The following is a 24,485-nucleotide window of genomic DNA, read 5'->3' as shown; positions in this document are numbered from 1 at the left end:
TTCCGACATTCCCGACAGACGGTCACAGCGGGGTGCGTGCACGCGGTCGGGAGGCGGAGACACCCGGCTCCGAGGGCGCGACTGGGGAGCGAGGCGGGGCTGGCAGGATGAGGGCCATGCGGAAAACGGCTGTGGTGACCGGGGCGAGCAGTGGAATCGGTGAGGCGACGGCACGCCGGCTCGCCGCCGAGGGCTATGAGGTGGTGGCGGGCGCGCGGCGGCGCGAGCGGCTGGACAAGCTGGCCGCGGAAGAGCCGCTGATCAGGCCGGTGACGCTCGACGTGACCTCGCAGGAGTCGGTGGATGCGCTGGCGGCCTCGCTCGATCGCTGCGACGTGCTGGTCAACAACGCCGGCGGCGCGCTCGGCCTGGAGCCGGTCGCGGACGGGCGGCTCGAGGACTGGCAGCAGATGTACGACGTCAACGTGCTCGGCTCGCTGCGCATGACCCAGGCCTTGACGCCCAGGCTCATCGAGTCGGGCGACGGCGTGCTGGTGATGCTGACCTCGACGGCGGGCCTGGTGTCGTACGAGGGAGGGGGCGGCTACTGCGCGGCCAAGCATGCCCAGACGTCGATGACCGAGACGCTGCGCCTGGAGCTGGTCGGGCAGCCGGTGCGGGTCGTGGAGATCGCGCCGGGCATGGTGAAGAGCGAGGGCTTCGCGGTCACCAGGTTCCGCGGCGACGAGACGGCCGCGGCCCGCGTGTACCAGGGCGTGCCTGACCCGCTGAGCGCGGAGGATGTGGCGGACGCCATCGCGTGGTGCGTGACCAGGCCCGCCCACGTGAACATCGACCGCCTGGTCATCCGTCCCCGCGCCCAGGCGGCGCAGCACAGGGTGCACCGCGTCACGTGAGCAAGCCCGTAGGCGCCGTCACCAGGGGGACGACCGCGCACAATCGGCTGCGGCGCTGCGATCGGTGGATCGCGGCGGCGCACGGGCGGCGGCTTCGGACGGTCGATCGGCCGCTGGTGGTGGACCTGGGCTACGGGGCCTCGCATGCCACGACGCTGGAGCTGTTCACCCGGCTGCGCCGGGTCTCGCCCGGGGTCGAGGTGGTGGGGATCGAGATCGACCCGGCCAGGGTGGCGGTGGCGAAGCCGTACGAGCGGGAGGGGCTGAGCTTCCGGCTCGGCGGCTTCGAGCTGCCCGTGTCCCGGCCACCGGTGCTGATCCGGGCCTTCAACGTGCTACGCCAGTACGCCGAGGCGGAGGCCTGGCACTACTGGGACGTGCTGCGCGGCCGGCTGGCCCCGTACGGCGTGCTGGTCGAGGGGACGTCGTCGGAGAACGGGCGGCGGGCGGTGTGGGTGGGGCTGTCGTCCCGGGGGCCTGAGACGATCACGTTCTCGGCCCGGTTCGACGCCTTCGAACGGCCCTCCGACCTGGCCGACCGGCTGCCGAAGACCCTCATCCACCGGAACGTCCCTGGTGAGCGGATCCATACGTTCCTGACGGACTTCGACCGCGCGTGGGCGGTCAGCGCGCCTTATGGCGTGCATGGGGCGCGGCAGCGGTGGCTGGCCGCCGTACAGGTGCTGGCCGGCTCCTGGCCGGTGCCCACGCGGCCGCCGCTGGGCGGTGCGGCCAGGTGGCGGCTCGGCGAGCTGACGCTCCCCTGGTCGGCGGTAGATCCCCGCGACTAGAGCCGCGTCAAAAGATCCCGAGCCGCGTCAAAGCAGCGACTCGAAAGCGGTGTACGCCGCCCGATCGAAGAGCACGAACCTGACCTCCTCGACCGACGTGTCGGCCTGCCGCACCGCGTCCAGCGCGATCCGCGCCGCGTCGTCCATGGGCCAGCCGTAGAGCCCGGTCGAGATCGCGGGAAAGGCCACCGACCCGGCCCCGAGCTCGTCGGCGACGCGCAGCGACGCGACGTAGCAGGAGGCCAGCAGCCCCGAGCGGTCCTCCGACTTGGAGTGGACGGGCCCGACCGTGTGGATCACCCAGCGCGCCGCCAGCCGCCCTGCCGTGGTCGCCACCGCCTGACCCGTCGGCAGGCCCTTGCCGTAGTGGGAGTCGCGTAGCTTCCTGCACTCCTCCAGGATCTCCGGGCCGCCGCGGCGATGAATGGCGCCGTCCACGCCCCCGCCGCCCATGAGCGAGGAGTTCGCGGCATTGACGATGGCGTCCAGCCGCTGCTCGGTGATGTCGCCCTGGACCAGCGTGATATCCATCTCACCAGCATCCCGGATGTCAGCTCGACAGGTTGTAGAGCTACCCTGAAGGGCGTGAAGGGTCTTGGCGAACTCGAGCGCAGCATCATGGACATCCTCTGGGCGGAGCACACCGCGTTGACGGCCCGCGAGGTCGGCAGGCTCATAGCCGACCGCGACCTTGCCCCCACGACGGTCATGACCGTGCTCGATCGCCTCACTCGCAAAGGGTTTCTGCAGCGGACGCGCGACGGTCGCGCGTGGAGATATCAGCCGGCGGAAAGCCGTGACGCATACATCGCCGAGCTTATGCTGGAAGCGTTGGATTTGACGGGCGACCGCTCGGCCGCCCTCACCCGCTTCGCCCAGGCCGTGTCAGGACCGGAGGCGGAGATCCTGCGCAGAGCCCTCACGGAGCTGGAGGAAGAGTGATCACGGCAGCGGCGCTGGCAGCGCTCGCCACGGCGTGCGCGGTCGGCTCCTGGCGTTTCACGACGGCCCGGTGGACCTCACGCGCGCCCCGGCTGGCCATCATTCTCTGGCAGTCCCTGGGCGTGGCCTGGGGCCTGGCCACGACCGGCGCCATGCTGGCGTACGCGGTCCAGCCTTATGGCCTGGGCGTGTTGCCCGGGCTCGTCGCGTTCGCGCGCGGCGAGACGCCGCTCACCCCTTGGGACGCGCTGCACGTGCTCGCCATGATCGCGGGCACCACCGCGCTCGCCGTGCTCGTCGTGGTGCTGCTCACGGCCGGCGTGCAGGCGCTGCGGGCGCGGCGGCGGCACCGCATGCTGCTCGCGTTGATCGCCCACGACGACCCGGCCATGCCAGGGGTGCGGGTGCTCGACCACCCGAGCGCGGCGGCCTACTGTGTGCCGGGGCTGCGTTCGCAGGTCGTGGTCAGTGAAGGCGCGCGCAAGCTGCTGTCGCAGGACGAGCTCGCGGCCGTGCTGGCGCACGAGGTCGCGCACGTACGGGAGCGCCACGACCTGGTGCTGCTGCCGTTCGCCGCGCTGCGCAGGGCGCTGCCCTGGTCGAAGGTCGTGGCCGACGCGCAGGCGCAGGTGGAGCTGCTCATCGAGATGGCCGCCGACGACCGCGCCCGGCGCTACTGCTCGCCGCGCAGGCTGGCCACGGCGCTGCTCAGGTTCGGCACGGCCGGGGCCATGCCGACCCCGCACGGCATGCTGGGCCTGCACGCGCACAACGTCATGGCGCGGGTGGATCGCCTGGTCAAGCCGGGTCCCGAGCTGGCCGTGCCGGTGCGTTACGGGTACATCACGCTCTCTGTGATATTGGTCACCGCTGCTCCCTTCCTGTGGGTTATCCAGCTCTGACTGCTTGCTCCTGTTAATCATTGTGTTTGCAATTGCAAGCAGCGCGAGGCAGACTAGAGGTATGGCACTACCGAAAGTCGGCTCGATCGGAGAATACATCCGCGAGCAGCGGCAGCAGGCGAAGATCTCGCTGCGCCAGCTCGCCGAGGCGGCTGGGGTCTCCAATCCGTACCTCAGCCAGATCGAGCGCGGGCTGCGCAAGCCGAGCGCGGAGATCCTCAACCAGATCGCCAAAGGTCTGCGCATCTCCTCGCAGGCGCTCTACGTGCAGGCGGGCCTCATCGAGGACCGCGAACCGCCGAGCGACGTGATCACTGCCATTAGGGCCGACACAAATCTCACCGAGCGGCAACGCCAGGTGCTGATCGACATTTATGAGTCGTTCCGCAAGGAGAAGCGGGCCGAGGATGAGCAAACCTCCCAGAACGCTCACCCTCGGCACGACTCCGGACCGGACGACGAGGAGCCGCTGCCCGAGGAGTTTCTCGCCGCTCTTGAGCCCTACGCGGCGACCTCACGCAACGGCAACGTCACCCAGGAAACCAAGGAAGGTTAACCCATGACGCTCGCCACCGAGGTCAAGAAGCTCACCGAGTCCAAGCCGTTCTACGCGGTCGCCGGCGCCGGCGACTACGCCGTGGAGAAGCTGCGCGAGCTGCCCGAGCAGCTGCGCAAGCTCCAGTCCCGCCGCTACGAGCTCGCCAGGGACCTGCCCGACCGCACCCGCGCGTACGCCGACAAGGCCGAGGGCCTCGCCAGGGACCTGCCTGAGAAGGCCCGCGAGTACGCCGACCAGCTGACCCACAAGGCCACCGAGGTCTACGAGGACTTCGCCACGCGCGGCCGCAAGGTCGTCAGCAAGGCGTCGGGCGAGGCCGCGCTCGAGCTGGAAGAGGTGTCGGAGGCCGCCCAGCCGCCCGTCGCCGAGCCGGTCAAGAAGACCCGCTCGACCCGCACCACTCGCACCACTCGCACGACGAAGGCCTGATATGACGGGAAGGCCCGCACCCCTTGTGGAGGCGGGCCTTTCGCTTTGGGGTGCCCGGTTGACCGGGCCGCCTATTAGGCTGGGGGCCGATTTCACACGGCGTTGGGCGGAGCCAACAACATGAATCTTATCAACGGTGTCTTCAACCTTCTCTTCCTGGTGCTCGCCGCCGTCATCTTCGGCATGTCGGTCTATGCACTGGTACACGCGCTGCGGGTGCCGAAGAACGCGTTCATCTCGGCAGGCAAGCTGAAGAAGGAGCTCTGGCTGCTCATCACGGCGCTGGCGACGCTGTTCTCCGGCGCGGGTGCCTGGAGTTACCTCAATGCTTTCCTGTTCGTCGGCACCGTCCAGTTCATCGGCATCGGCCTCGGGCTGTTCTCGATCCTGGCCGTCATCGCCGCCACCGTCTACATCGTCGACGTCAAGCCCGCCGTCAAGGGCATGGGCCGGGGCAACAGCGGCCCATACGGCCCGTGGTGATGGCTAGGCTTTCTGCATGACCTACGACCTCCACGGACGTACGCACCGGCTGGAACTCGCGGACCAGAACCTCCGGGACTTCGAGGCCGTCGTGCTGGACGCGACCCCCGAGGGGATCGTGCTCAGCAAGTCGGCGTTCTATCCGGGGGGCGGCGGCCAGCCGGCCGACCACGGCGTGCTGATCTGGCAGGGCGTGGAGACGCGCGTCGTCGGGGTGCGCAAGGGGGACGATCTCTCCCTGATCCCGGCAGAGGGCGACCCGATCCCGCCCGTGGGCACCGTGGTGACGGGGGCGGTGGCCGACGCGCGCCGCTCGGCCCTGATGCGTACGCACTCCGGCCTGCACGTGTTGTGCGGGGTGGTGTTCAGGGACTACGGCTGCCTGGTCACGGGCGGCAACATGGACGAATCCATGTCTCCCGAACTGCAGACTGTTGGAATCGCTCGGATGGACTTCAACCTGCCCGAGGTTCCCCCCGGCTTCAAGCAGGCCGTTGAGGACGCATGTAATGCGGAGATTCGGGCGGACAGGCGCATTGACGTGCGGGTTCTCCCCCGCAGTGAGGCGTTCGCCATTCCGGACATCATCCGGACCGCAACGAACCTAATCCCGGATACGGTCACCGATGTGCGAATCGTGGACATCGCCGGTCTGGACACCCAGGCGGACGGCGGAACACACGTCGCCTCCACGAAGCAGATCGGCCGACTTCGGGTGGCGAAGGTGGAGAGCAAGGGTCGCGGCTTCCGCCGGGTGCGCGTCGAGATCTGCGACTAGCGCGCCCGCGCGGTCTCTGTCAGATCGACATCCCTGGCCTCCTGCCCAACCGAGCGACCACCGCGCCAGCACAACTCAACGATTGATCACCCGGCTCGTTATCCGGTACATCACCGCAGGGGTGGAGGCCCTCCGCTCGGGTCCGTGCGACTAACAGTCACTTCGGTTACTGAAAGTTACTTTGGGGCTCATCGCTACGGATGCCCTCGGTGAGGATGCGGTACACGCTGGCCACGGAGGGGCTGGGTCGGCAAGATCGCTCATGTCGCAGAACCTACCGCGAGCCACGTTCTGCGAGGAAGGTTTTGCGAGAGGTTCTGATAACGAAGATCGAGCACAAACCGGACACGCATCGACGACTGTACGGGCCGCCGCCCCGGTCGCGGTGACCTACTCAGTCACCCGCCGCCGCTCCCTCTGGCTTCGGCACCGCTGAGTTCCTACGCACGGCGCTTCCGTAGTGCTGCTCCCACGATGATGAAGCCGATCAGGTACGGGTAGATGATTCCGCGTTCGAAGAGGCCGATGAGGACGCCGGCATCCGAGACGAGGACGGTCCCGAAGGCCACCAGCGAGACCAAGCCGAGTATCCCGAACACCACCAGGGCCCGGCTCAGTCTGGGGGAGATGCTTAGGAGCTGATGCGCCCTGCCGATCAGTATGGAAAGCACGTTGCCGGGGATGAACACCATGAGAGCGCCCAGCCCGTGGTAGTCGGTCGTGCCGTTGTCGTTAGACCCCGGGAACAGTCCCACCAGCATGCCGCCGACCGCCAGCAGCACCGCCGTCGCGACCATCGCCCAGCGCCGCTTGCCCGGCAGTCCCCTCAGCATGATGACGCCGGTCAGCGCGGCGAGCCCGAACAAGAAGAAGCCGGTATTCGCCACCGTCGCGAGCGGGGAGTACATGAACTGCCCAAACGCCGTTGTGGGGCCGTGAACCCCGAGGTTGCTGATGAAGTGGTGTGTGTAGCTGTAGGGCGGATCCGTCCATGCTGCGGCGGCGATGAACTCGGCGGTGAAGAAGATGCCTCCGCTGGCGATGAGCGCCGTCCCTGCCCCGCGGCGCTGCTTGATGTCGTTCAAGGTTTCCTCCTGTGGTTCGGCATGTGAAGACTGAGGCGGGTCGCTCACACGGGGCACACACAGGGCACACGCGGCGCGGACATGGCCACCCCGATTTGGGGCCTTGCGGGTGAGCGCGCGAAAATCGGGGAATGGAGGGGGATGCACGGCTTCGCGTCAGGCTGCTCGGCGCGTTTCAGGTGTCTCGCGGTGACGCGGTCCTGCCCGTTGCGGGCGCGCGGTTGCAGGGCCTGCTCGTCCGGCTGGCGCTCGCCGGTGGCCGCGCGGTCGAGCCGGGCGTGCTGGTCGATGCGATCTGGGCCGAGGAGCCGCCATCCGGCCCTGCCCACGCCCTACAGACCCTCGTCTCTAGGCTGCGCCGCGCCCTCACCACGACCGGCGCGGCCCGTGGCGTGGTCGTGCAGGTCGCGGGGGGCTACCGGCTGGCGGTGGACGCAGCCGACGTTGACGCGCTGCGCTTCGAGCGGCTCACCGCTGCCGGTCGGGAGAGGCTGCGGGCAGGTGATGCGGAGGCCGCGGTCGCCGCGCTCGCCGAGGCCGTGGCGTTGTGGGGCGATGATCCTGGCGCCGAGCCCGCGGTCATCGCCGCGGTCGCGCCCACGGTCGCGACACGGTTGGCACAGGTGTCGATCGAGGCTGTCGCCGACCTCGCCGACGCCGAGTTGTCGCTGGGGCGGGCCGAGGCGGCCGCTGCCCGGCTGACCGGGTTGCTGGCCGAGCAGCCGGTCCACGAGCGGGCGGCCGCGCTGCTGGTGGACGCGCTCGCCGTTCAGGGGCGTCAGGCCGAGGCGCTGGCCGTCTACGAGCGGGTCCGCCAGACCCTGGCTGATGTCCTTGGCGCCGACCCGGGCACCGCCCTGCGGGAACGCCATCTGCGCCTGCTGCGCCCCGACCAACCTATCCCGGTGCCGGGCGCCTCGGCTGGAGGCGCTCCGGCCAGGAGTCCAGACCAGATCCGGCCGACCAACCTGCCCGCGCCGCTGACCAGCTTCATCGGCCGCGACGACGACCTCAGCCGCATCGGCACCCTGCTCACCACCACGCGCCTGGTCACCGTCCTCGGCCCCGGCGGCGCCGGGAAGACCCGGCTCGCGCTGGAGGCCGCTCGCCGCCACCGCCCCGAATACCGCGACGGCGCCTGGCTCATCGACCTCGCCCCCGTCACCGAACCAGCGAAGATCGCCACGGCCGTTCTCGCCGGGATCGGGCTGCGCGGCGGCGCGATGCTCGACGCCCGCAAGCGCGTCGATGGTGACGAGCTGGACGTCCTCGTCGGCGAGCTCGGCGGCCGGGAGAGCCTGCTGCTGGTCGACAACTGCGAGCACCTGATCGACGCCGTGGCCCACCTGGTCGCGGCGCTGCTGCCCCGTAGCCCCGGGCTGCGCGTGCTCGCCACCAGCCGCGAGCCCCTCGCGGTCGACGGCGAGGCGCTCGTGCCGCTGGCCCCGCTCGCGCTGCCCGACCCGGACGACAGCGTCGAACAGGCCCGGCGGGCGGCCTCGGTGCGCCTGTTCACCGAGCGGGCCGCCGCCGTGCGACCCGGGTTCGACGTCGACGAGATCACGCTGCCTGACATCGTGCGCGTGGTGCGCGGCCTGGACGGTATGCCGCTGGCCCTCGAGCTGGCCGCCGCCCGGTTGCGGACGCTGTCACTGCCCGACCTGGCCGACGGGCTGTCCGACCGGTTCCGGCTGCTCACCACCGGCAGCCGCACGGCACCACCTCGGCACCGCACCCTGCGCGCGGTCATCGCCTGGAGCTGGGAGCTGCTGAGCGAGCACGAACGCATCGTCGCGGAACGGATCTCCGTCCTGCCCGGCGGCGTCACATCCGCCTCAGCCACCACCGTCCGCGCCGGCACCACCGTGCCCACCGCCGAAATCCCCGAACTGCTCGCCACCCTCGTCGACCGGTCACTGCTGCAGCTCGCGCCCGGCACCGGCCGCTACCGCATGCTCGAAACCATCCGCGAGTACGGCACCGCCCGCCTGACCGACACCGGCGACCTCCGCACGGCCCGCGACCTGGCAGCCGCCCACTTCACCGAGCTGATGGCCCGCCACGACCCTCAACTACGCGGGCCTGGCCAGCTGACAGCCATGAAGGTCATCAGCGCCGAGTACGACAACACCCTCGCTGCCCTGCGCCACCTGTGCGCCACCCACGACTCCCCCGGCGCGACCACCCTCGCCCTGACCCTGACCTGGTACTGGCAGATGTCCGGCCGCCACTCCGACGCCGCCTACTGGCTGGGCGAGGCCCTGGCGCTGCCCGGCGGCGGGCCGACGCCCGAGCGCGACTGCGCCCGAGCCGCCTACCTGCTCAACCGGGCGGACATCCTGTCGGGGATCACCGCCGGGGAAGCCGCGGATGACCGGGCGGAGATGCGCGAGCTGGCCGACCGGCTCTTCGCGCATCCGAAGCTGCCGAACCACTACCGCGTGTTCGGCCCGATCCTGCTCTTCCTGCAGGAAGAGGAGGCCGCGCTCGCGAGCTTCCAGCGCCTGGCCGACGGCGACGACGTGTGGCTGTCCGGGCTAGCCCACGTGTTCCTGACCGAGATCGCCGAGAACGCGGGCGCGCTCGACCGGATGCGTGTCCACGTGAAGGCGGCCCTGGCCTGCTTCCGGCAGGTCGGCGACCGCTGGGGCCAGGCCGCCACGCTGCCGATGCGCGCCCGGCTGCGGCGATACGACGACCTCGACGGCGCGCTGGCCGACCTGCGCGAGGCCCGGACGCTGGCCGGCGGGTTCGGCTCGCTCAGCCTCGGCGACCAGCTCTACAGCGACCTGCGCTGGATCGACGTGCACATCCGGCGCGGCGACACCGACCGGGCGATGGCGATGATCGACTCCGCCCGGGAGCGGGCGCTGCACGCGTCCTCGGCGGAGATGCTGGTCCTGGTCGACGCGCGGGAGGCCGACGTCCGGGTGCGGCTAGGCGACCTGGACAGGGCGGCCAGCCTGCTCGCCGACGCCGAACGGGGTCTGCGCGGCGGCACCGCGTTCCCCGCCGACCACGCCCGGACGCTGGTCCGCAGCGCACGGGCCGCGCTCTGCTTGGCGCTGGGCGACCTGCCCGGCGCCAGCAAGGCGCTGGGGGAGGCGTACGCGGCCGCGCTGGCAACCCGGGAACTGCCAATTCTGTCGCTGGTGACGGTGAACGCGGCCGCGCTCGCCGAAACGCGCGGGCGCCAGCACGAGTCGGCCGTGCTGCTCGGGGCCGCCGCCCGGCTGCGGGGCGCGCACGACCACACCGATCCGCAGGTCCGCGAGCTCACCCACCGGGGTCAGGCCGCGCTGGGCGGGGAAGAGTTCGCCGCGGCGTACGCGAAAGGCTGGGAGCTGGACGCAAAGACGGCCGTGACCAGAGCCGACCCGGCCGGCTGAGGTAGCCCCGGGCTACGGGTCGCACCGCACGGCTACCGGCCATGACCAGCCTCGCCGACGTCCGGGCCGCCGCGAGCACGACCTGCACGCGCGGGTGCTACCCCAGCTTGCCGTCGCCGACCAGCCCGGCCTGCCGGTCCAGAAGAGCGGCAGGTGCCAGGCCGCCCAGACCAGGCCGAGGGTCAAGCTCGCGGTCAGCGGACTCATTCGGGTGAGCATCCGGGGCAGGGCGAAACCGCGCCAGCCGGTCTCCTCGCCCAGCCCGTCGGTGAGCGCGAGCGCGGCGAAGAGGGCCAGCAGTCCGCCGGGAGACTCCCAGGCCAAGGCCCACTTCCCGCCCAGCAGGACGTTCACGCCCGCGATGACGAGAGACACCACAACAGGGCCGAGCAACGCGACGGCGTACCAAAAGAGACCGACTCGCCAGCGGATCAGCCTGCGGCCCAGATCGCCCAAGCCGCCGGTGAAGGCCGCCACGCCCACGGCCGCGAATGCCGGACCGTAGGACCACACCTGGCCAAGGACTTCCGCAGGACCGTGCGGGTCAATCGCCCGGGGGATCCACACCGCCCAGGTGATAACGAAGGCCAGCAGGAAGAACATCGTCACTGGACGCCGCATCACGGTCGGACCTCCCAGTCACCCGTAATCACCACAAGATCGTCCCACGGCTCACATGGCAGATCTCGGCACCGCGACCAACTGGGCCAAGCGGCTTCCCATCGCCCGATAAGAGTCGCAGAACGTGGCGTTCGGGGGAAGGCCGTCCAGGGGCAGCTCGACGCGATCCGAGCCACAGTGGCCCCGCACATGACCAAGATCGTGCGCACGGTGGACGTGCCGCGCGCAGGGCACTGGCTGGCCGAGGAGAACCCTCGGTTCGTCACTGCGGAGCTGGTGCGTTTCCTCGACGGATGAGTCCGTTCCTGATTGTGGTTGGCGGACCTTCGGTAATCATGCTCCGCGGGCAGCCCGGCTCACTGGACGGCAACCCGACCCGCCTCGTGCACTGCTCCTGCCATCGCGGGGTCCTCACACACCGACGCAGGAAACCAGCACACCCCTGAACCGCCCTCCGGCGGCTTGCTTGAGCCGTGTGCCGCGACGAGTGGCACGCACATGGCCTGTGATCCTGCTGGTTAACTCGCGACACGCGACGGCCTCACGGTCGCTGTCCGCTACCTGACCAGTCACCGCGCATTCCTCCGCTATGACCAGGCGTTGGAGCAGGGCTGGTTGGTTGAGACGGCCGGCTGCGTGAGGCTCGGGCATCCTGATCTGCGGCATTTGCCGTTAGCCTCGGTCGCATGGTGTTCGACTCCGTTAATTTCGATCTCCAGCCCTATGCCGGTTTCGACATGAATCAATACGTTCGGCGGACGCACTGCAGCTGGGAGGACCTCGGCTGGCAGTCCTTGCTCGCGCAACGGTTCGACCACGTCCCGCTGGTCGAGAACATGGAGTTGCCGGCCGCGGCGGACTTGCACCTGATACTGCCCGTAGCAGGCCGGACCGTGATGGAGACGCGGATTGGTGGTCGATGGAGCCGTCACACCTGGGTACCGGGGCGGCTCCAACTGGGCGTCCCCGACAGGCCCGCCCTCCGCCGCTATCGCGCGGACGGCCCGTTGCGCAGCGTGCAGATCCATATCCCGCGCGGCACTGTCGAACGGACCGCGGAGCAGTTGGGTGGCCGCACGATGGACTACACGAGCATGGCGGCGTCCGTGGCCGCCGGCGATCCGCTGATCGAGGAGGCTGTCCGCGCCGTCGGCTCCGCGGACGAGACCGGCGACCTGTACGCCGAGTCCGCGGCCGCCTTTCTGGCCGTGCACCTGCTCACCCGCCATTCCCGGCTACCTGGTCAACGGGCGCCAGTGCGGGAGGACGCACGCGTCCGCGCGGCGATCGCCCTCATGCGTGACCGACTGGTCGAACCGCTCACTCTGGCCGACATCGCGGACGAGGTGTATCTCAGCGTCTATCACCTCGTCCGCGTGTTCAACCGAGCCACAGGAGAAACGCCCCACCGGTTCCTCACCCGATTGCGGATCGAGAAGGCGCAACGCCTGCTGCAGGATACCGACCTCGCGGTCGCCCAGATCGCGCCGCTCTGCGGTTTCGCCAGTCCCGGCGCTCTGTCGACGGCCTTCCTGCGGCACACCGGCACCCGTCCCTCGGCATATCGCAATTCCTGACCGCTCTCCCGGCAATCTCAGGCATGGACCCGGGAGTGGCCCGTTTCTAGGGTTTTGTCCATGTCTGGAAACACGGCGACAACGCCCGAGATCGAGCCCTACCCCATGCACATTCCTGACCGCGACCTGGTGGACCTGCGGGCTCGTCTTGACGGGGTCCGGCTTCCCGAGCCAGAAACAGTGCCGGACGCCACGCAGGGTATCGAGTTGGATCAGCTGAGGATGCTGCTGGACACCTGGCGACAGCACGACTGGCGGGCCAGGGAAAAGCAGTGGAACACGATTCCGCATTACCGCGTGCGCCTCGACGGCCTGCGTATCGCGTTCTGGCACGTGCGCTCGCCCGAGCCCACAGCGCTCCCCTTGTTGCTGACCCACGGCTGGCCGGGCTCCGTCCTCGAATTTGAGAACGTCCTCGGGCCGCTCAGTGATCCGGTCCGCCATGGCGGTTCCGCGAGTGACGCCTTCCACGTCGTCGCCCCGGCCCTGCCAGGGTTCGGGTTCAGCGACCGTCCACGCGAGCGCGGCTGGCACCCCGCCCGCACGGCGCGGGCGTGGGCCGAGCTGATGACCGTGCTCGGCTACGAGCGGTTCGGCGCGCACGGCGGAGACTGGGGCGCGTTCGTCAGCACCGAACTGGCGCGCCTGGTGCCCGAGCGCGTCGCCGGCCTGCACCTGACGATGCCGATCGCCTCTCCCCTGCCGGACGACCGGATCTCGCCGGACCCGGCGGAACAACGCATGCTGGAGCGGCGTAACATTCACCTCGCGGACGGATACGGCTTCGGGATGATCATGGGCACGCGCCCGCAGACCCTCGGCTACTCCCTGCTCGACTCGCCTGCCGGCCTGGCGGCGTGGCTCGGTGAGAAGTTCGCCGCCTACTCCGATACCCGGCCGGAGGCCGGCGGCGGGGTGAGCGTGTCGCAACAAGTGGACAACATCGCCCTGTACTGGCTGACCGGGACCGGTGCCTCCAGTGCTCGCTGGTACTGGGAGGCCATGCGGTGGGTACCACACAGCGCCGAAGAAGAGAACGCACAACCGGTGACGGCGCCCACCGCCTGTTCGCTGTTCCCGGCCGAGCCTTGGCCGACCGCCCGGCGCTGGGCCGAGCGCCGCTACCACGACCTCCGGTCATGGCACGAGCTGGACCGCGGCGGCCACTTCCCCGGTCTGGAACAGCCAGATCTTCTGGTCGCCGAAATCAGGACCGCCTTCCATCACGTACGTCACCATCCCGGCGATCTCACACGGTGAGGGTTTCTCACCCCTCCCTTCCATCCGCATTCGTGGAACGGGGTGTTCCGCACCGCCAACCAGCGCTGCGAGACGGTGCTGACCCCGCCCGTGAGGCTGGGCATGGATCCGCACAAGGTTTACGCCCCTTACGCGACAGTCCACTCGGCCCGCCACAGTTTCGCCCTCTACATGCTTGTCGTCCTGGATGCCTTGGTGGATCAGCGCCATGGGCTGACACCCGAGGAGTGGCGAGACTTCCCTTGGCTGATGCCCGCCCGCAACCCTGCACCGCTGGAGCCGTCGCGGACCGCCTCTGCCAGGGTGTCGTCGAGCTGTACGCCGGCCAGCGGTGCGAGTTCGGCGATGGCGCGCAGGTCAGCCGGGACCGCTTGCCGTACCCGAACGCGCGGGCCGCCCGCCCATCCCTCGGTGAGCTTGCGCTCGGTCAGCTCCGCTCCGGCCGCACTGGCCGCTATCCGGCGCAGACGCTTGCCTTTGCTCATGGGCGCACTGTCTGGGCCCATTGAACTTGAGAGTTTGGCGTGGATCTTGAGAGTCGGCTTGACAGTGAGAACTCGAAGGTGACAGTTGGCGTTGGTCCTCGGCGTCTGGCGGTGGACGATCGCTGAGTCGCTGGGGCTCGACGTGCGGGCGGCGCTGGGCGATGTCCGCGCGCCGGCGTACGGTGCCGTCGTGACCTTGGAGACGTGTTAGGCGATCAGGGCCGCAACGGGGGTGCAGCGAGATGGTGCGCGCCATGCACCTGGAAGTGTTCAACGGCGCTGCTGTGGACCTGGCGGGCGTCCGTCCGTGCGGGCGATACGGCCCCTGCTGGAGGATCACATGGCCTGTCGCGCACCGGATGCCTACACCGCTCCAGTGCAGCTCCATTGCGAGCGGGGCCGTTAGGTGATCAGCTCATCCCTCGGATCCAGGCGAAGGCGGGCTCTGTGCAGCCTGGCCGCGGATGCCCCCGATCCCGATGTCCAGCAGCCGGTTCGCCTGCTCGTCGTCGTCGTGGTGCTCGGTGGCCAGTGAGATGGCGTTGATGAGCGCGAGTAGGTCCTCGGCGAGGATGCCAGGACGTACAGCGCCCGTCTGTTGTGCTCGTTGCAGGAGTGCGCGCGCCGCACTGGTGATCATTGCCTGGCAGCCCTCGTTCTGCTCCAGCAGATCGGCGTCCCGGCCGTGGTGAAGCAGGGAGGCGGCCAGACCGCGACTGGCGGTCGCGTAGGCGTTGAGGTCGCGCAGCCAGGCGAGGAGCGCGGGACCTGGCTCGCTGTCCTTGGCGCGTTGTGCTGCCATGGCGCACAGGTCCTCGACGCGATCGTGGAAGACGGCTTGGAGAAGGGCTCGGCGGGAGGGGAAGAGCCGGTGCAGTGTCGCCGATCCTGTCCCGGCTTGACGCGCGATCTCCTTCAGGGAGGCGCCGGCGCCTTGACGTGCGAAGACTTCCCGGGCCGCGCCGAGGATGCGGTAGCCGACCTCATAACTGGGCCGCCAGCCCACTTATGTCCAGAACGATGAGGAGAGATCATGCGCGGCGTCCAATACACCCGTTTCGGCCCTCCCGAGGTGCTGCGCGTCAACGACGTGCCCACGCCTGAGCCCGGGCCGGGAGAGGTGCTCGTCGAGGTCCGCGCCGCGAGCGTGGACGCCGGGGAACTCGCCTTCCGCGCCGGCAAACTGCGCGGCCTCACCCGAGCCCGCTTCCCCCGCGGCCTGGGAGGCGACTTCACCGGCCGCGTCGCGGCCCTGGGCTCCGGAGTTCACGCGTGGAGTGCGGGAGAGGAGGTGTGGGGGCTGATGCCGCACTTCGCCTTCGGCGCCATCGCCGACTACGTCACCGTTCCCGAACAGCGGCTCGCCCGAGCGCCCAAGAACCTGAGCCTGCTGGACGCCGCCAGCCTGCCGTCGTCGGGCACCACCGCCATGACCGCCCTGACGGACAAGGCCGGCCTCAGCAGCGGTGAACGGCTCCTGGTCCGCGGTGCCACAGGGGGCGTCGGCAGCATCGCCGTGCAACTGGGCAAAGCGCTCGGCGCCCACGTCACCGCGCTCGCCAGCGCCTGCAATCTCGACTGGGTCACCGAACTCGGCGCCGACGCAGCCCTGGACTACCGCACGACCCGGCCGCAAAATCTCGGACACTTCGATGTGATCCTCGACGTCGTGGGCACCGATCTCGGCGCCTACCGGGCCCGGCTCACCCAGCATGGCCGCATGGTCGCGCTCGCCTTCGACCAGGACCGCATCCTGATCTCCATGGCAACCATGGGACTGCGGGCCGCCCTCTCACCCCGGCGCATGAAGCTCTTCAGCAACAACCCCTCTCCCGCGCGGATCGCCGAGCTCACCGCCTCCGCCGAGGCGGGAAGCATCCGCCCTGTGATCGACACCATCTACCCGATCAGCGACATCGCAGAGGCTCACCAACGACTCGAAGCCGGCGGTGTCCGCGGGAAGCTCATCATCGACATGCAGCGCTGACGCCCTGCGAAGGGACGGCCCCGCGGGCGCGCCGTCCCCTCAGGGCCGGCCCCTTCGCAGGGCACGGGCCAGGAGGCCACTACCCGCCTTGGCCCGGTCGGAGGCGGCGGCGCGAACGACCTCGAAACCCGGCCCTTTGTGCGGCATCGAGCCCCGAAATCGCCGACGCCGCCCGCCCCCGAGGAACGCGTCTCGACAACCCCATCCCGGCGGCACTGGCACCCGCCAGCCGAAGCGCCGGCGTCATGATTAACCCACAACACCTTCGCCGCCCCATCCTCGGCGCCGCCATACACGGTGCCTATTTCTGACCCCCGGGCGTCGAAACGGGCCAGAAGCGGTGGTGATGCAGGAATGCCCTCACCTCGCCACAGAGTCCCTCCGAACCAGGCTCGGATCACACTGTCACTTTGCATGTCGTTCGGACGGGCTCATTAGATGCCGATCTAAATGACAGTGCCCAGGTCGGTCACTTGCCCTCCTGCCAACTTCGATGACGCCAGACACGCACGATCCTTCCGACCTGGGGATTGGGCGTGCTCACGGGCGGCGTCCAGGGCTGGCCGATGCCGCGGTAGTCCTCGACCGGGATGGGCTTGACGCCTTCGCGCATGCGACTGGTGTACAGGCGGCCGTGCAGGTGGGCGATCTCATGGGCGACAAGGCGGGCCAGCCCGTACGGGAAGGCGGTGACCTTCTGCTGGCCGTCCAGGCCGGTGTGCTCGACCTCCACGGTGAGCGGCCGTGCGACCAGGCCGCGCACGTCGAAGAAGGACAGGCACCCCTCGTACTGTTCGTCGGTCTCGGCGCAGGCGCAGTTCACCGCGTTGCGCGAGTTCACCCTTAACGGCACCGACCGCGCCGGCCACCGCGAGCAGGGCAGCATGATCCGCCGCTACATCGCTGGCGAAACCGCAACACCGACAACCCTCGCCTACGCAGGATCGTCAAGAGGGCAAACGTGGCCTGACGTGGCACGAGGAACTGGAAGTAGACCGTCAGCGCGGCCGCCCGGCCGGTGCGGGTGGAGGGTTTGGCGTCGCGCAGCGCCTTGCCGAAGTAGGCATCGGCGTCGGCGGGTTCCATCTCCCACAGCGGCCGGCCGAACCAGCTCCGGATTAGCTCCAGGTGGTTGGTGTCGTTGCGGATGGTGCTGTCGACCAGCCCGACCGAGGCCCGAGCGAGCACGAACCCTGCCAGCACATCGGTCTCGAAGTCGGCGAGTTCCTCCGCGGTCGCTGGCGCCCGATGCTCGCGCAGATCGCGTACGGCTGCCAGCGCCAACCCACACCTCCCGACTTCACTCCGGCCGCCATTCCGTCACTCTAGTAACTGTTGTTTCACGCAGAGTGAGGTTTACTTCAGATGACCGTGATCCATCCGGCAAACACGAGAAGACCCAGCTCGCAGGTCAAGTGGGGGGAAGTTGAGGGAGGTCCAGCGAACTCAACTCAAGAACTGTTGCTCAGCCGGGTCGCATGATGAGCTGGTGGCGGAGGGCGGCTCGTACGCGGCGCTGTGGACCAGCTGGCACGGCACCCAACAGCCATCCGATCCTGAGCCGGGCCACCCGATCCTGAGCCGGGGGAGCCGGTCCTGGGGGCCACCGGATCGTGGGTCGGCCAGCCGATTCTGAGCCACCACAGGGCCGGTCGCGGCCTGGCGTCGACCCGACCACTCAGAGGCGGCAGCTGATCTCCATGCCGTCCTCGACGGGGAAGGTGACGCTCTGGTAGCCGTTCTTCGGATCGCGTACGTAGTCCAGGTGCGGCCGTAGCCCTTCCAGGTCGACATCGTCGGCCACCACCAGGGTGCCGGGCTTCATGCGCGGTTCGAGCAGGCGCAGCACGGGAAGACACAGATCCTTCCAGCCGTCGAGCAGGACGAAGTCCGCCGAGCCGTCGAGGCCGGCGAGCGTCTCCCGGGCGTCACCTTCGAGCACCGTGATCAGGTCATGCAGGCCGGTGTCCGTGAAGGTGCGGCGCGCCGCGGCGATCTTGTCCTTGCTCATCTCGGTGGTGACGACGTGCCCGGCGCCGTTGTCGCGTACCGCTGAGGCCAGGTAAAGCGTTGAGAGCCCGAACGACATGCCGAACTCCACGACGGTGGCCGGCCGCGTGGCCCGGACGAGGTTGTAGAGGAGCTTGCCGCCCGTGCGGGAGATCGGCATGTAGATCTCCGCCGCGGCGTCGGCGTACTCCTGCGGTGTTCCGCCGAGGCAACCTGGGCGTTCCGCCTGGATGCGGGCCGCGGTGGCGTCGTCGTGCGCGGCCTGGGCGAACATGCGATCGAGCGCGCCCTGGACCCGCGGCTCGGCGAGCGTGTGTGTGAGTGACATGTGCGTTAGCCTAGACATACCGTTGCGTCTAGTCTAGCTCTAGGATGATCCCATGACATCTGCCGAGCCCAGGACGACCGATCGACACCACGGCAACCGGTACGGGCGCAGCGAGCAGGCTCGTCAGGCGGTGCTGGAGGCGGCCGACGATCTGCTCGTCGAGAAGGGCTTCACGGCTATCACGATGGAAGGCATCGCGGCCCGGGCCGGCGTCGCCAAACAGACCATCTACCGCTGGTGGAAGACCAAGACCGAGGTCCTGATGGACGCCTTCCTGCAGGACCTGGCCGAGGAGCTCACCCCGCCCGACCACGGCGACCTGGCTCTCGACCTACGCATGTACCTCCGCCGCCTGGCCGCCTTCCTGGCCGAGTCCGACTCCGGAGCCGTCTTCCGGGCCCTGATCGCCCAGGCGCAGCACGACCCGGCCTTCGCGGCGGAGTTCCGCGGGAGGTACCTAGACGAGCAACGCCGCCGTGACCGCCTGCCACTGGAGCGCGCCGTACGGCGGGGCGACCTGCCCGCCGACCTCGACATCGCAGCCGAGACCGATCAGCTCGTGGGTCCTCTCTATTACCGCATCCTGGTGACGAATGAGCCGCTCGACAACGACTTCACCGACCGGCTCGCCGACGCGTTCCTACGCCGCATGTCCGCCGACGAGCGTGGCCCCGAAGCCGAAATTCGCCCAGTCGCATACACGACCCTGGAGCGTGAGCGGCGACCCGAGTGGAGGGTCCTGTAACCGCGGCGGGGGCGATCAGACCGAGGGAGACCTGCCACAGCGGGCGACGGTGCCCGGGCCAACGCCTTGACCGTGCCGGCCTCTGTGGCATCCGGGGGTGAGGAACCGGCGGACAGCCGTTGGCGCCGAGAAGGATCTTGGTCGCAGCGAGTGAGGTCACTCTTGGTCGTGAAGGTTCTTCAGCGCGTTGCCCGGTCGTGGCGTCGGCGGGCGGCGCGGATCTCGGCGTCGGCGACATCGACGATCCCGTCGACGACCCACTCGCGCGCGCGGCACTGTGCGACCTGACGATCTGCAGCACCACAGGTGAGCCCCTGCTGGACACACTGATCAACCCTCCGTGGCCAGAGCTTGCCGCCACACATCTCGCCACTCACGACGTGACAGTCAGGCAAGTGCGGGCTGCCCCGGCATTCCACGAAATCCGTTCCACGGTGGCCAAGATGCTCAAGGGGCGCCGCGTCGTATGCCTTGACCGCGCACGCACCGATCGCGACCTCGGTCGAAACGCCTAGCCACGCGTCCGGTGCAACGTGCCTGCAGCGTCAGCCAGCGTGCCTTACGCGCCTGAAAAGAGTCATTTCGCTCCAACCTGGCTAGGACATGGCAGTAACCCCAGATAACGGCCGGATCACGGTATCGGCCCACCATAGCTTGTTCTGTTCGGTACGGATATTGGCGTGAGCGCGCCGGTTTCGTAGGCACGTCCGGAATCGTGGACCGCACCCAGCGGGTCGGCGGCGGCGCGCCGAAATCGTCGGCGTCGATGGTGGATTTCCAGCGCATCGCGTACAGATCGCTGACCCGCACCTCGTGACCCGCATCGGTCAGCGTGTCCACCGCGATGTCGGTGAGCGCGCCATTTAGCGACCGCCGCTCTCGGTGGGGTCTCACTATCGTGAGCGGGTGCGTTTGGGGTCCCGGGCGAGGCAGTTCTTGGCGGATTCCCGGAAGTGGGCGACGAGCGGGTTGCGGTCGTTGGCGCGGGTGACGACGGCCACCTGACAGGATTCGATTCCGTCGATGGGGATGGTGGCGAGATCGTCGCGGAGCGTGCTGCGCCGGTCGTCGAAGGGCACGATGGCGATGGCTCGCCCGTCGGCGACGACTTCGAGCTTGTCCTCGAAGGTGTCGACGAGCATGGGACCGAGTGGAGCCGGATCGCCGTTCGGGCGGGGGGAGAGCCGCCAGAACCCGGTCCATGCTGCGGCCATCCCGGCGCAGGCGACGAGGGGTTCGTGGGCGAAGTCGTCCGGGGTGACCGACTCCTTCCCGGCGAGGCGGTGGGATGCGGGCACGAGGAGTACCCGGGGCTCCTCGTAGAGGACGGTCACGTGCAGGTCATCGCTCGGAATCGGAAGCGGTGTGCGGGCGACGAGCACATCGACCTGGCGGTCGGGCAGGGCACGGGCTTCGTCGGAGTCCAGGTGCTGCGTGCGAACGTGAGCGTCGGGATGGCGGCGGCGCAGGTCCCGCACTGCGGGGGTGATGACGAGGTCCTCGACGTAGCCGATGGTGATGGTGCGCGGCGGCGCGGCGGCGCGGGCCGCGAGCACCGCCTGATCGGCAGTGTGCAGGAGCGCCTGTGCTCGCGGAAGGAATGCCGCGCCGGCCGCGCTGAGCCTGCTGCCCTGGGTGACGGGCTCCACCGACGTCACCACCCAGATGACCAACTTCGTGGTGTTGAAGGGCGTCGGCACCAACGACTTGAACCGCATCGGCGTGGATGTGCCCGACATGAGCGAGTACGGCGGCGGAAACGCCGGCGTCGCCGCGACCTTGCTGAAGGACCCTGGCTATGCCCCCTACGGCGAAGAAGATCTTGCCGCGGTAGGCTGGCGATAGCGCTCGGCCCAGCGTTTGGCGGTCGGCCAGGACACCTCATTGGCGGTCCAGCCAAGCACCGCGCAGGCTGATCGCCTCACGGGGCCGGACCCGCTTCGCGAACCTCCGCTCGGCCCTGAACCGCCGTCCCTGGTCGACCATCACGCGTCCGGCGAGCTCACTTCGAGGGGCGGTCGGCCGCCGACCCCCTCAAGCCAGCCCAGAAGCCAGAATGGTGAGCTGAGTCGGGTCGTCTGCCAGCGCCGCGACGTAGACGGCCGCAGCCTCGGCGATGTCGGCTGTGATCATGGCGGTCGTGATGAGCCGGTGTAGAAGTCCCGATTCGATCGCTTCTGTGGTTGGTCGAGTCCGGCGCTGGCTGCAGCTTGTGGTCCGTGGCTGACCACGGACCACACTATGGCTAGGGCGACGGCGGTGGCTTCTGCGAGCGAAGGACTGGGGTCAGGGCCCGCGTGTCCTGGTGGAGGGCTTGGGCGCACAGCGTGAGCGTTTCCGCAAGTGTCGTGCGGTCCGGGTCGTCGATCTCGGCGAGCATGACGGCTTCGATGCTGTCGAGGGAGCGGTCGCATCGCCGGAGGGTGCTCAGGCCTTTCGGGGTAAGGCGGGTGCGCAGAGCGCGGCCGCCACGGGGATGCGGGTCGCGGCGGATCAGGCCGCGTTGTTCGAGATCGCGGATGACCAGGTTCATCGCCTGCGGGGTGACGAAGGCGATGCGGGCCAGGTCGGCCGAGGATGGGGCGTCGCGCAGGCGCAGCTCGCTGAGCGCCATGTATTCGGTGGTCGTCATGCCGTGCCGGGCGAGCGCTTCATCCAGGCAGGCGCGGATGCGGCGTTCCAGCCGGAACACCAGGTAGCTCACACGGGGCGGCGGTGCGTCCGGCGCAGCGGCCGCGGGGACACCCGGATCGGTCACCAGGAGACGATATCGCGCCCCGTCAGAACGGGCCCCAATGTAAGTTTCCCACACCGTTATCAAGGACCTTGATAGCAAGTTACTTGATAACCAGGGAAAACAGCTCTCTGCCAGGTGAACTGGCGGGCATGCGCACCAAGCGTGCATTGACGGTGGATCGTGGCCCTTCTATTTTCCAGCGACCGATGTCAATACGCGGCGGACCGATCCGCGGCGCGCCGCGGATATGGAGAGGAGGAGCGCGAATGAGACGATTGACCACGGTGCTGGCTAGTGCCTGCGCCGCGGCGCTCTTTGCCGTCATGACCGTGGTACTCGGATCGCCGGCCGTCGCCGCCACCCTGGTGGAGGTGACCAGCTTCGGCAACAACCCGGGCAACATGCGGATGCACGTCTATGTGCCGGACTCGCACCCGGCCTCGCCGGCGATCGTGGTTGCGATGCATGGCTGCGGCGGCTCCGGTCCCGGCTTCTACCAGGGCAGTGAGTTCGCCTCGCTGGCGGATCGATATGGCTTCATCGTCATCTACCCGACCGCCACCCAGTCGGCAGGGTTCGGCAACTGCTTCGACACCTGGTCGGACGCGGCCAAGCAGCGCGGCGGCGGCAGCGATCCGGTCTCGATCACCTCAATGATCGACTATGTCGAGCGGAACTATCAGGGAGACCCGAACCGTGTCTACGCCACTGGAAGCTCGTCCGGCGGCATGATGACCCAGCACATGCTCGCCGTCTACCCGGACGTGTTCAAGGCAGGGGCCTCCTTCATGGGTGTGCCCTTCAACTGCTTCGCCGGCGCCTCCGACTACCCGCCCGGAAGCAGCAGGTGCACCGGCGGGAGCATGGACCGAACACCCCAGCAGTGGGGCGATGCGGTCCGCCAGGCGTACCCGGGATATTCCGGCCCCCGCCCGCGCATGCAGCTGTGGCACGGCACCAGCGACACCCTCGTGCCCTACTCGCTGCTGCGAGAGTCGATCGAGCAGTGGACCAATGTGTTTGGGCTGAGCCAGACCCCGACCAGCACCGACACCCCGCAGGCAAACTGGAACCGCAGCCGGTACGCCAATCTGTCCGGCACCGTGCAGGTGGAGGCGTACAGCATCCAGGGCGCCGGGCATGCTCTTCCGCAGAGCGGTATGGCCCTCTACGCCATCGAGTTCTTCGGCTTGACTACCAGTCCGACCGACACCACGCCGCCGACCACGCCAGGCACCCCGGTCGCGTCCAACGTGACCGCCGCCAGTGCCACGCTGACCTGGACCGCGTCCACCGACCAGGGCGGCTCCGGCTTGGCCGGCTACAACGTCTACCGGGAGCAGGGCGCCACCGACCCGCAGCTTGGCCAGTCCACCGCCACCTCGATCACCCTGACCGGGCTGAGTGCCAACACCCAATACCAGGTGTACGTACGGGCGCGTGACGGCGCGGGCAACCTGTCGGGCAACTCCGCGCCGGCCATCTTCACCACGGCCGCCACCGGAGGCGACACCACGCCGCCGACCGCCCCGGCCGGGCTCACCGCCTCGGGCACCACCACAACCGGCACCAGCCTGATCTGGACGGCCTCCACTGACGACACCGGTGTGACCGGCTATGACATCCTGCGCGCTCCCGGCGCGATGGGCGGCACGTTCACCCAGGTCGGCACCTCGGCCACGACCTCGTTCACCGACACGGGCCTGACTTTGAACACCACCTACCGCTACCAGGTCCGGGCGCGCGATGCCGCTGGTAACGTCTCACCGGTCTCCAACACCGTCCAGATCACCACTCAGGGAGGCACGACCGGTGCCTGCTCAGCCACCCCGACCATGCAGTCCCAGTGGGGGAACGGGTATGTGATCCAGCCGCTGACCATCACCAACACCAGCACCTCGACGATCACCACCTGGACCGTCACCTTCACCCTGCCGGCCGGGCACACCCTAACCGGCTCGTGGAACGCCACCGTCACCACCAGCGGCCAGACCGTCACGGCCAGAAGTATCAGCCACAACGGCACGCTCGCGCCGGGAGCCAGCACCACCAGCTTCGGCTTCCAGGCGAGCAGGCCCAACGGCAACACCGCCCTGCCGTCCGGCTACACCTGCGCCTGACCGTCAGCGCGCTTCCCTGATCACGGCCCCGTCATTGACAGGTGGGACCGGGCCGTGATCAAGGGATCCGCGCCGGCGGGAGAACCGGCTGCGTTGGCAGGGCCGGGCGACCAAAATCCCGCGCGAGCCAGCTCGATCGCTCCAGCCCCGCGGTACGGCGGGCGGAAGCGGTGACCGGGACCGCGGAAATCAGGAGAGGAGCTGTGCGGTAGTGGAATGCGGCCAGCTCCTTGAAACCGGCGTGGGGTCTGGAGCGATCTCGCAAGCGCCAAGGGTCGGGTGGCCCAGGGGAATCCCACCCCTGGGCTCCCACAGAACCGTGCGTAACAGTCGCCCGTTACACGGCTCTTCTCATCCTTTCCAGAGGAAGTTGCTCTCCCAGGCCCAGTGCTTGAACAGG

At 69.0% G+C, this 24,485-nt stretch carries 27 protein-coding genes; 17 read left to right on the top strand and 10 right to left on the bottom strand.

What is annotated here, in order from left to right; all coding sequences use genetic code 11:
• Positions 1–116: 116 nt before the first annotated feature.
• Complete coding sequence (locus ACTWPT_RS55530; RefSeq protein ID WP_443185646.1) at positions 117–857, top strand: SDR family NAD(P)-dependent oxidoreductase; 741 nt, start codon at positions 117–119, stop codon at positions 855–857.
• On the top strand, positions 854–1,648 hold the full coding sequence (locus tag ACTWPT_RS55525; RefSeq protein WP_443185645.1) for a class I SAM-dependent methyltransferase: 795 nt from the start codon (positions 854–856) through the stop codon (positions 1,646–1,648). Before ACTWPT_RS55530 ends, ACTWPT_RS55525 begins: the two co-directional genes overlap by 4 nt.
• Positions 1,649–1,675: 27 nt before the next feature.
• Here the strand turns inward: ACTWPT_RS55525 and ACTWPT_RS55520 are convergent, their stop codons facing one another.
• A complete protein-coding gene (locus ACTWPT_RS55520) occupies positions 1,676–2,179 on the bottom strand; it encodes an O-acetyl-ADP-ribose deacetylase (protein WP_443185644.1) in 504 nt (167 codons plus the stop codon).
• Between the two features lie 54 nt (positions 2,180–2,233).
• Between ACTWPT_RS55520 and ACTWPT_RS55515 the strand changes: the two genes are divergently transcribed.
• The 6 genes from ACTWPT_RS55515 (at position 2,234) to ACTWPT_RS55490 (ending at position 5,741) form a co-directional block, all read left to right on the top strand.
• Positions 2,234–2,590, top strand: a complete 357-nt coding sequence (locus ACTWPT_RS55515; protein ID WP_443185643.1) for a BlaI/MecI/CopY family transcriptional regulator — start codon at positions 2,234–2,236, stop codon at positions 2,588–2,590.
• Complete coding sequence (locus ACTWPT_RS55510; RefSeq protein WP_443185642.1) at positions 2,587–3,492, top strand: M56 family metallopeptidase; 906 nt, start codon at positions 2,587–2,589, stop codon at positions 3,490–3,492. Before ACTWPT_RS55515 ends, ACTWPT_RS55510 begins: the two co-directional genes overlap by 4 nt.
• Before the next feature lie 61 nt (positions 3,493–3,553).
• Positions 3,554–4,048: a helix-turn-helix domain-containing protein gene (locus tag ACTWPT_RS55505; protein ID WP_443185641.1), complete on the top strand. Its 495-nt coding sequence runs from the start codon at positions 3,554–3,556 to the stop codon at positions 4,046–4,048.
• Between the two features lie 3 nt (positions 4,049–4,051).
• A complete protein-coding gene (locus ACTWPT_RS55500; protein ID WP_443185640.1) occupies positions 4,052–4,480 on the top strand; it encodes a hypothetical protein in 429 nt (142 codons plus the stop codon).
• Positions 4,481–4,600: 120 nt separating this feature from the next.
• A complete protein-coding gene (locus ACTWPT_RS55495) occupies positions 4,601–4,963 on the top strand; it encodes a DUF2516 family protein (protein ID WP_443185639.1) in 363 nt (120 codons plus the stop codon).
• A gap of 16 nt (positions 4,964–4,979) precedes the next feature.
• The gene (locus ACTWPT_RS55490; protein ID WP_443185638.1) at positions 4,980–5,741 is read left to right on the top strand and encodes an alanyl-tRNA editing protein; all 762 of its coding nucleotides are present in this window, start codon (positions 4,980–4,982) and stop codon (positions 5,739–5,741) included.
• A 440-nt stretch (positions 5,742–6,181) separates the two neighbouring features.
• Here the strand turns inward: ACTWPT_RS55490 and ACTWPT_RS55485 are convergent, their stop codons facing one another.
• Positions 6,182–6,826, bottom strand: a complete 645-nt coding sequence (locus ACTWPT_RS55485) for a DUF998 domain-containing protein (RefSeq protein ID WP_443185637.1) — start codon at positions 6,824–6,826, stop codon at positions 6,182–6,184.
• Positions 6,827–6,957: 131 nt separating this feature from the next.
• Between ACTWPT_RS55485 and ACTWPT_RS55480 the strand changes: the two genes are divergently transcribed.
• A complete protein-coding gene (locus ACTWPT_RS55480; protein ID WP_443185636.1) occupies positions 6,958–10,215 on the top strand; it encodes an AfsR/SARP family transcriptional regulator in 3,258 nt (1,085 codons plus the stop codon).
• A 12-nt stretch (positions 10,216–10,227) separates the two neighbouring features.
• Here ACTWPT_RS55480 and ACTWPT_RS55475 read toward each other — a convergent pair whose 3' ends face one another.
• On the bottom strand, positions 10,228–10,836 hold the full coding sequence (locus tag ACTWPT_RS55475; RefSeq protein WP_443185635.1) for a CPBP family intramembrane glutamic endopeptidase: 609 nt from the start codon (positions 10,834–10,836) through the stop codon (positions 10,228–10,230).
• A 686-nt stretch (positions 10,837–11,522) separates the two neighbouring features.
• Here ACTWPT_RS55475 and ACTWPT_RS55470 point away from each other — a divergent pair.
• Together ACTWPT_RS55470 and ACTWPT_RS55465 are read left to right on the top strand one after the other, a co-directional pair.
• The gene (locus ACTWPT_RS55470; RefSeq protein WP_443185634.1) at positions 11,523–12,413 is read left to right on the top strand and encodes a helix-turn-helix domain-containing protein; all 891 of its coding nucleotides are present in this window, start codon (positions 11,523–11,525) and stop codon (positions 12,411–12,413) included.
• 60 nt (positions 12,414–12,473) lie between these two features.
• Complete coding sequence (locus ACTWPT_RS55465) at positions 12,474–13,673, top strand: epoxide hydrolase family protein (RefSeq protein WP_443185633.1); 1,200 nt, start codon at positions 12,474–12,476, stop codon at positions 13,671–13,673.
• A gap of 200 nt (positions 13,674–13,873) precedes the next feature.
• Here ACTWPT_RS55465 and ACTWPT_RS55460 read toward each other — a convergent pair whose 3' ends face one another.
• Positions 13,874–14,158: a hypothetical protein gene (locus ACTWPT_RS55460; RefSeq protein ID WP_443185632.1), complete on the bottom strand. Its 285-nt coding sequence runs from the start codon at positions 14,156–14,158 to the stop codon at positions 13,874–13,876.
• An 85-nt stretch (positions 14,159–14,243) separates the two neighbouring features.
• Between ACTWPT_RS55460 and ACTWPT_RS55455 the strand changes: the two genes are divergently transcribed.
• Entirely contained in the window at positions 14,244–14,369 is a 126-nt protein-coding gene (locus ACTWPT_RS55455) for a hypothetical protein (RefSeq protein ID WP_443185631.1), read from the top strand.
• Positions 14,370–14,573: 204 nt separating this feature from the next.
• Here ACTWPT_RS55455 and ACTWPT_RS55450 read toward each other — a convergent pair whose 3' ends face one another.
• Positions 14,574–15,164 carry a TetR/AcrR family transcriptional regulator gene (locus tag ACTWPT_RS55450; RefSeq protein WP_443185630.1) on the bottom strand — a complete coding sequence of 197 codons (591 nt, stop codon included), beginning with the start codon at positions 15,162–15,164 and terminating at the stop codon, positions 14,574–14,576.
• A 27-nt stretch (positions 15,165–15,191) separates the two neighbouring features.
• Here ACTWPT_RS55450 and ACTWPT_RS55445 point away from each other — a divergent pair, with 27 nt between their 5' ends.
• Positions 15,192–16,145 (top strand): NAD(P)-dependent alcohol dehydrogenase, encoded by a 954-nt coding sequence (locus ACTWPT_RS55445; RefSeq protein WP_443185629.1) that lies wholly within the window; start codon positions 15,192–15,194, stop codon positions 16,143–16,145.
• A gap of 469 nt (positions 16,146–16,614) precedes the next feature.
• On the opposite strand, the gene ACTWPT_RS55440 is transcribed toward ACTWPT_RS55445, so the two are convergent.
• The 3 genes from ACTWPT_RS55440 to ACTWPT_RS55430 form a co-directional block, all read right to left on the bottom strand.
• Complete coding sequence (locus tag ACTWPT_RS55440; protein ID WP_443185628.1) at positions 16,615–16,986, bottom strand: peptide deformylase; 372 nt, start codon at positions 16,984–16,986, stop codon at positions 16,615–16,617.
• Positions 16,987–16,988: 2 nt separating this feature from the next.
• A complete protein-coding gene (locus tag ACTWPT_RS55435) occupies positions 16,989–17,429 on the bottom strand; it encodes a hypothetical protein (protein ID WP_443185627.1) in 441 nt (146 codons plus the stop codon).
• 394 nt (positions 17,430–17,823) lie between these two features.
• Positions 17,824–18,483, bottom strand: a complete 660-nt coding sequence (locus ACTWPT_RS55430; RefSeq protein WP_443185626.1) for an O-methyltransferase — start codon at positions 18,481–18,483, stop codon at positions 17,824–17,826.
• A gap of 52 nt (positions 18,484–18,535) precedes the next feature.
• On the opposite strand from ACTWPT_RS55430, the gene ACTWPT_RS55425 reads away from it, so the two are divergent.
• Together ACTWPT_RS55425 and ACTWPT_RS55420 are read left to right on the top strand one after the other, a co-directional pair.
• On the top strand, positions 18,536–19,228 hold the full coding sequence (locus ACTWPT_RS55425) for a TetR/AcrR family transcriptional regulator (protein ID WP_443185625.1): 693 nt from the start codon (positions 18,536–18,538) through the stop codon (positions 19,226–19,228).
• Between the two features lie 137 nt (positions 19,229–19,365).
• Positions 19,366–19,743: a hypothetical protein gene (locus tag ACTWPT_RS55420; RefSeq protein ID WP_443185624.1), complete on the top strand. Its 378-nt coding sequence runs from the start codon at positions 19,366–19,368 to the stop codon at positions 19,741–19,743.
• 378 nt (positions 19,744–20,121) lie between these two features.
• On the opposite strand, the gene ACTWPT_RS55415 is transcribed toward ACTWPT_RS55420, so the two are convergent.
• Positions 20,122–20,877: a LysR family substrate-binding domain-containing protein gene (locus ACTWPT_RS55415; RefSeq protein WP_443185623.1), complete on the bottom strand. Its 756-nt coding sequence runs from the start codon at positions 20,875–20,877 to the stop codon at positions 20,122–20,124.
• Between ACTWPT_RS55415 and ACTWPT_RS55410 the strand changes: the two genes are divergently transcribed.
• Positions 20,864–21,073, top strand: a complete 210-nt coding sequence (locus tag ACTWPT_RS55410; RefSeq protein ID WP_443185622.1) for a hypothetical protein — start codon at positions 20,864–20,866, stop codon at positions 21,071–21,073. The two genes, ACTWPT_RS55415 and ACTWPT_RS55410, sit on opposite strands and share 14 nt — an antisense overlap.
• A 400-nt stretch (positions 21,074–21,473) precedes the next feature.
• Here the strand turns inward: ACTWPT_RS55410 and ACTWPT_RS55405 are convergent, their stop codons facing one another.
• A complete protein-coding gene (locus tag ACTWPT_RS55405; protein ID WP_443185621.1) occupies positions 21,474–21,932 on the bottom strand; it encodes a MarR family winged helix-turn-helix transcriptional regulator in 459 nt (152 codons plus the stop codon).
• 299 nt (positions 21,933–22,231) lie between these two features.
• Between ACTWPT_RS55405 and ACTWPT_RS55400 the strand changes: the two genes are divergently transcribed.
• Entirely contained in the window at positions 22,232–24,085 is a 1,854-nt protein-coding gene (locus tag ACTWPT_RS55400) for an extracellular catalytic domain type 1 short-chain-length polyhydroxyalkanoate depolymerase (RefSeq protein WP_443185620.1), read from the top strand.
• Positions 24,086–24,485 lie beyond the last annotated feature (400 nt).

The sequence above is a fragment of the Nonomuraea sp. 3N208 genome (assembly GCF_052245935.1).
Classification (GTDB): domain Bacteria; phylum Actinomycetota; class Actinomycetes; order Streptosporangiales; family Streptosporangiaceae; genus Nonomuraea.
Note: the sequence above shows the minus strand (reverse complement) of the source record. Positions and strands in the feature narration are given on the sequence as shown.

Excerpts from the sequence above, each read along its gene's own strand:
- ACTWPT_RS55530 (WP_443185646.1), top strand. The coding sequence starts at position 117 with ATGCGGAAAACGGCTGTGGTGACCGGGGCGAGCAGTGGAATCGGTGAG.
- ACTWPT_RS55520 (WP_443185644.1), bottom strand. The coding sequence starts at position 2,179 with ATGGATATCACGCTGGTCCAGGGCGACATCACCGAGCAGCGGCTGGAC.
- ACTWPT_RS55505 (WP_443185641.1), top strand. The coding sequence starts at position 3,554 with ATGGCACTACCGAAAGTCGGCTCGATCGGAGAATACATCCGCGAGCAG.
- ACTWPT_RS55500 (WP_443185640.1), top strand. The coding sequence starts at position 4,052 with ATGACGCTCGCCACCGAGGTCAAGAAGCTCACCGAGTCCAAGCCGTTC.
- ACTWPT_RS55495 (WP_443185639.1), top strand. The coding sequence starts at position 4,601 with ATGAATCTTATCAACGGTGTCTTCAACCTTCTCTTCCTGGTGCTCGCC.
- ACTWPT_RS55490 (WP_443185638.1), top strand. The coding sequence starts at position 4,980 with ATGACCTACGACCTCCACGGACGTACGCACCGGCTGGAACTCGCGGAC.
- ACTWPT_RS55480 (WP_443185636.1), top strand. The coding sequence starts at position 6,958 with ATGGAGGGGGATGCACGGCTTCGCGTCAGGCTGCTCGGCGCGTTTCAG.
- ACTWPT_RS55475 (WP_443185635.1), bottom strand. The coding sequence starts at position 10,836 with ATGCGGCGTCCAGTGACGATGTTCTTCCTGCTGGCCTTCGTTATCACC.
- ACTWPT_RS55470 (WP_443185634.1), top strand. The coding sequence starts at position 11,523 with ATGGTGTTCGACTCCGTTAATTTCGATCTCCAGCCCTATGCCGGTTTC.
- ACTWPT_RS55465 (WP_443185633.1), top strand. The coding sequence starts at position 12,474 with ATGTCTGGAAACACGGCGACAACGCCCGAGATCGAGCCCTACCCCATG.
- ACTWPT_RS55460 (WP_443185632.1), bottom strand. The coding sequence starts at position 14,158 with ATGAGCAAAGGCAAGCGTCTGCGCCGGATAGCGGCCAGTGCGGCCGGA.
- ACTWPT_RS55445 (WP_443185629.1), top strand. The coding sequence starts at position 15,192 with ATGCGCGGCGTCCAATACACCCGTTTCGGCCCTCCCGAGGTGCTGCGC.
- ACTWPT_RS55430 (WP_443185626.1), bottom strand. The coding sequence starts at position 18,483 with ATGTCACTCACACACACGCTCGCCGAGCCGCGGGTCCAGGGCGCGCTC.
- ACTWPT_RS55425 (WP_443185625.1), top strand. The coding sequence starts at position 18,536 with ATGACATCTGCCGAGCCCAGGACGACCGATCGACACCACGGCAACCGG.
- ACTWPT_RS55400 (WP_443185620.1), top strand. The coding sequence starts at position 22,232 with ATGAGACGATTGACCACGGTGCTGGCTAGTGCCTGCGCCGCGGCGCTC.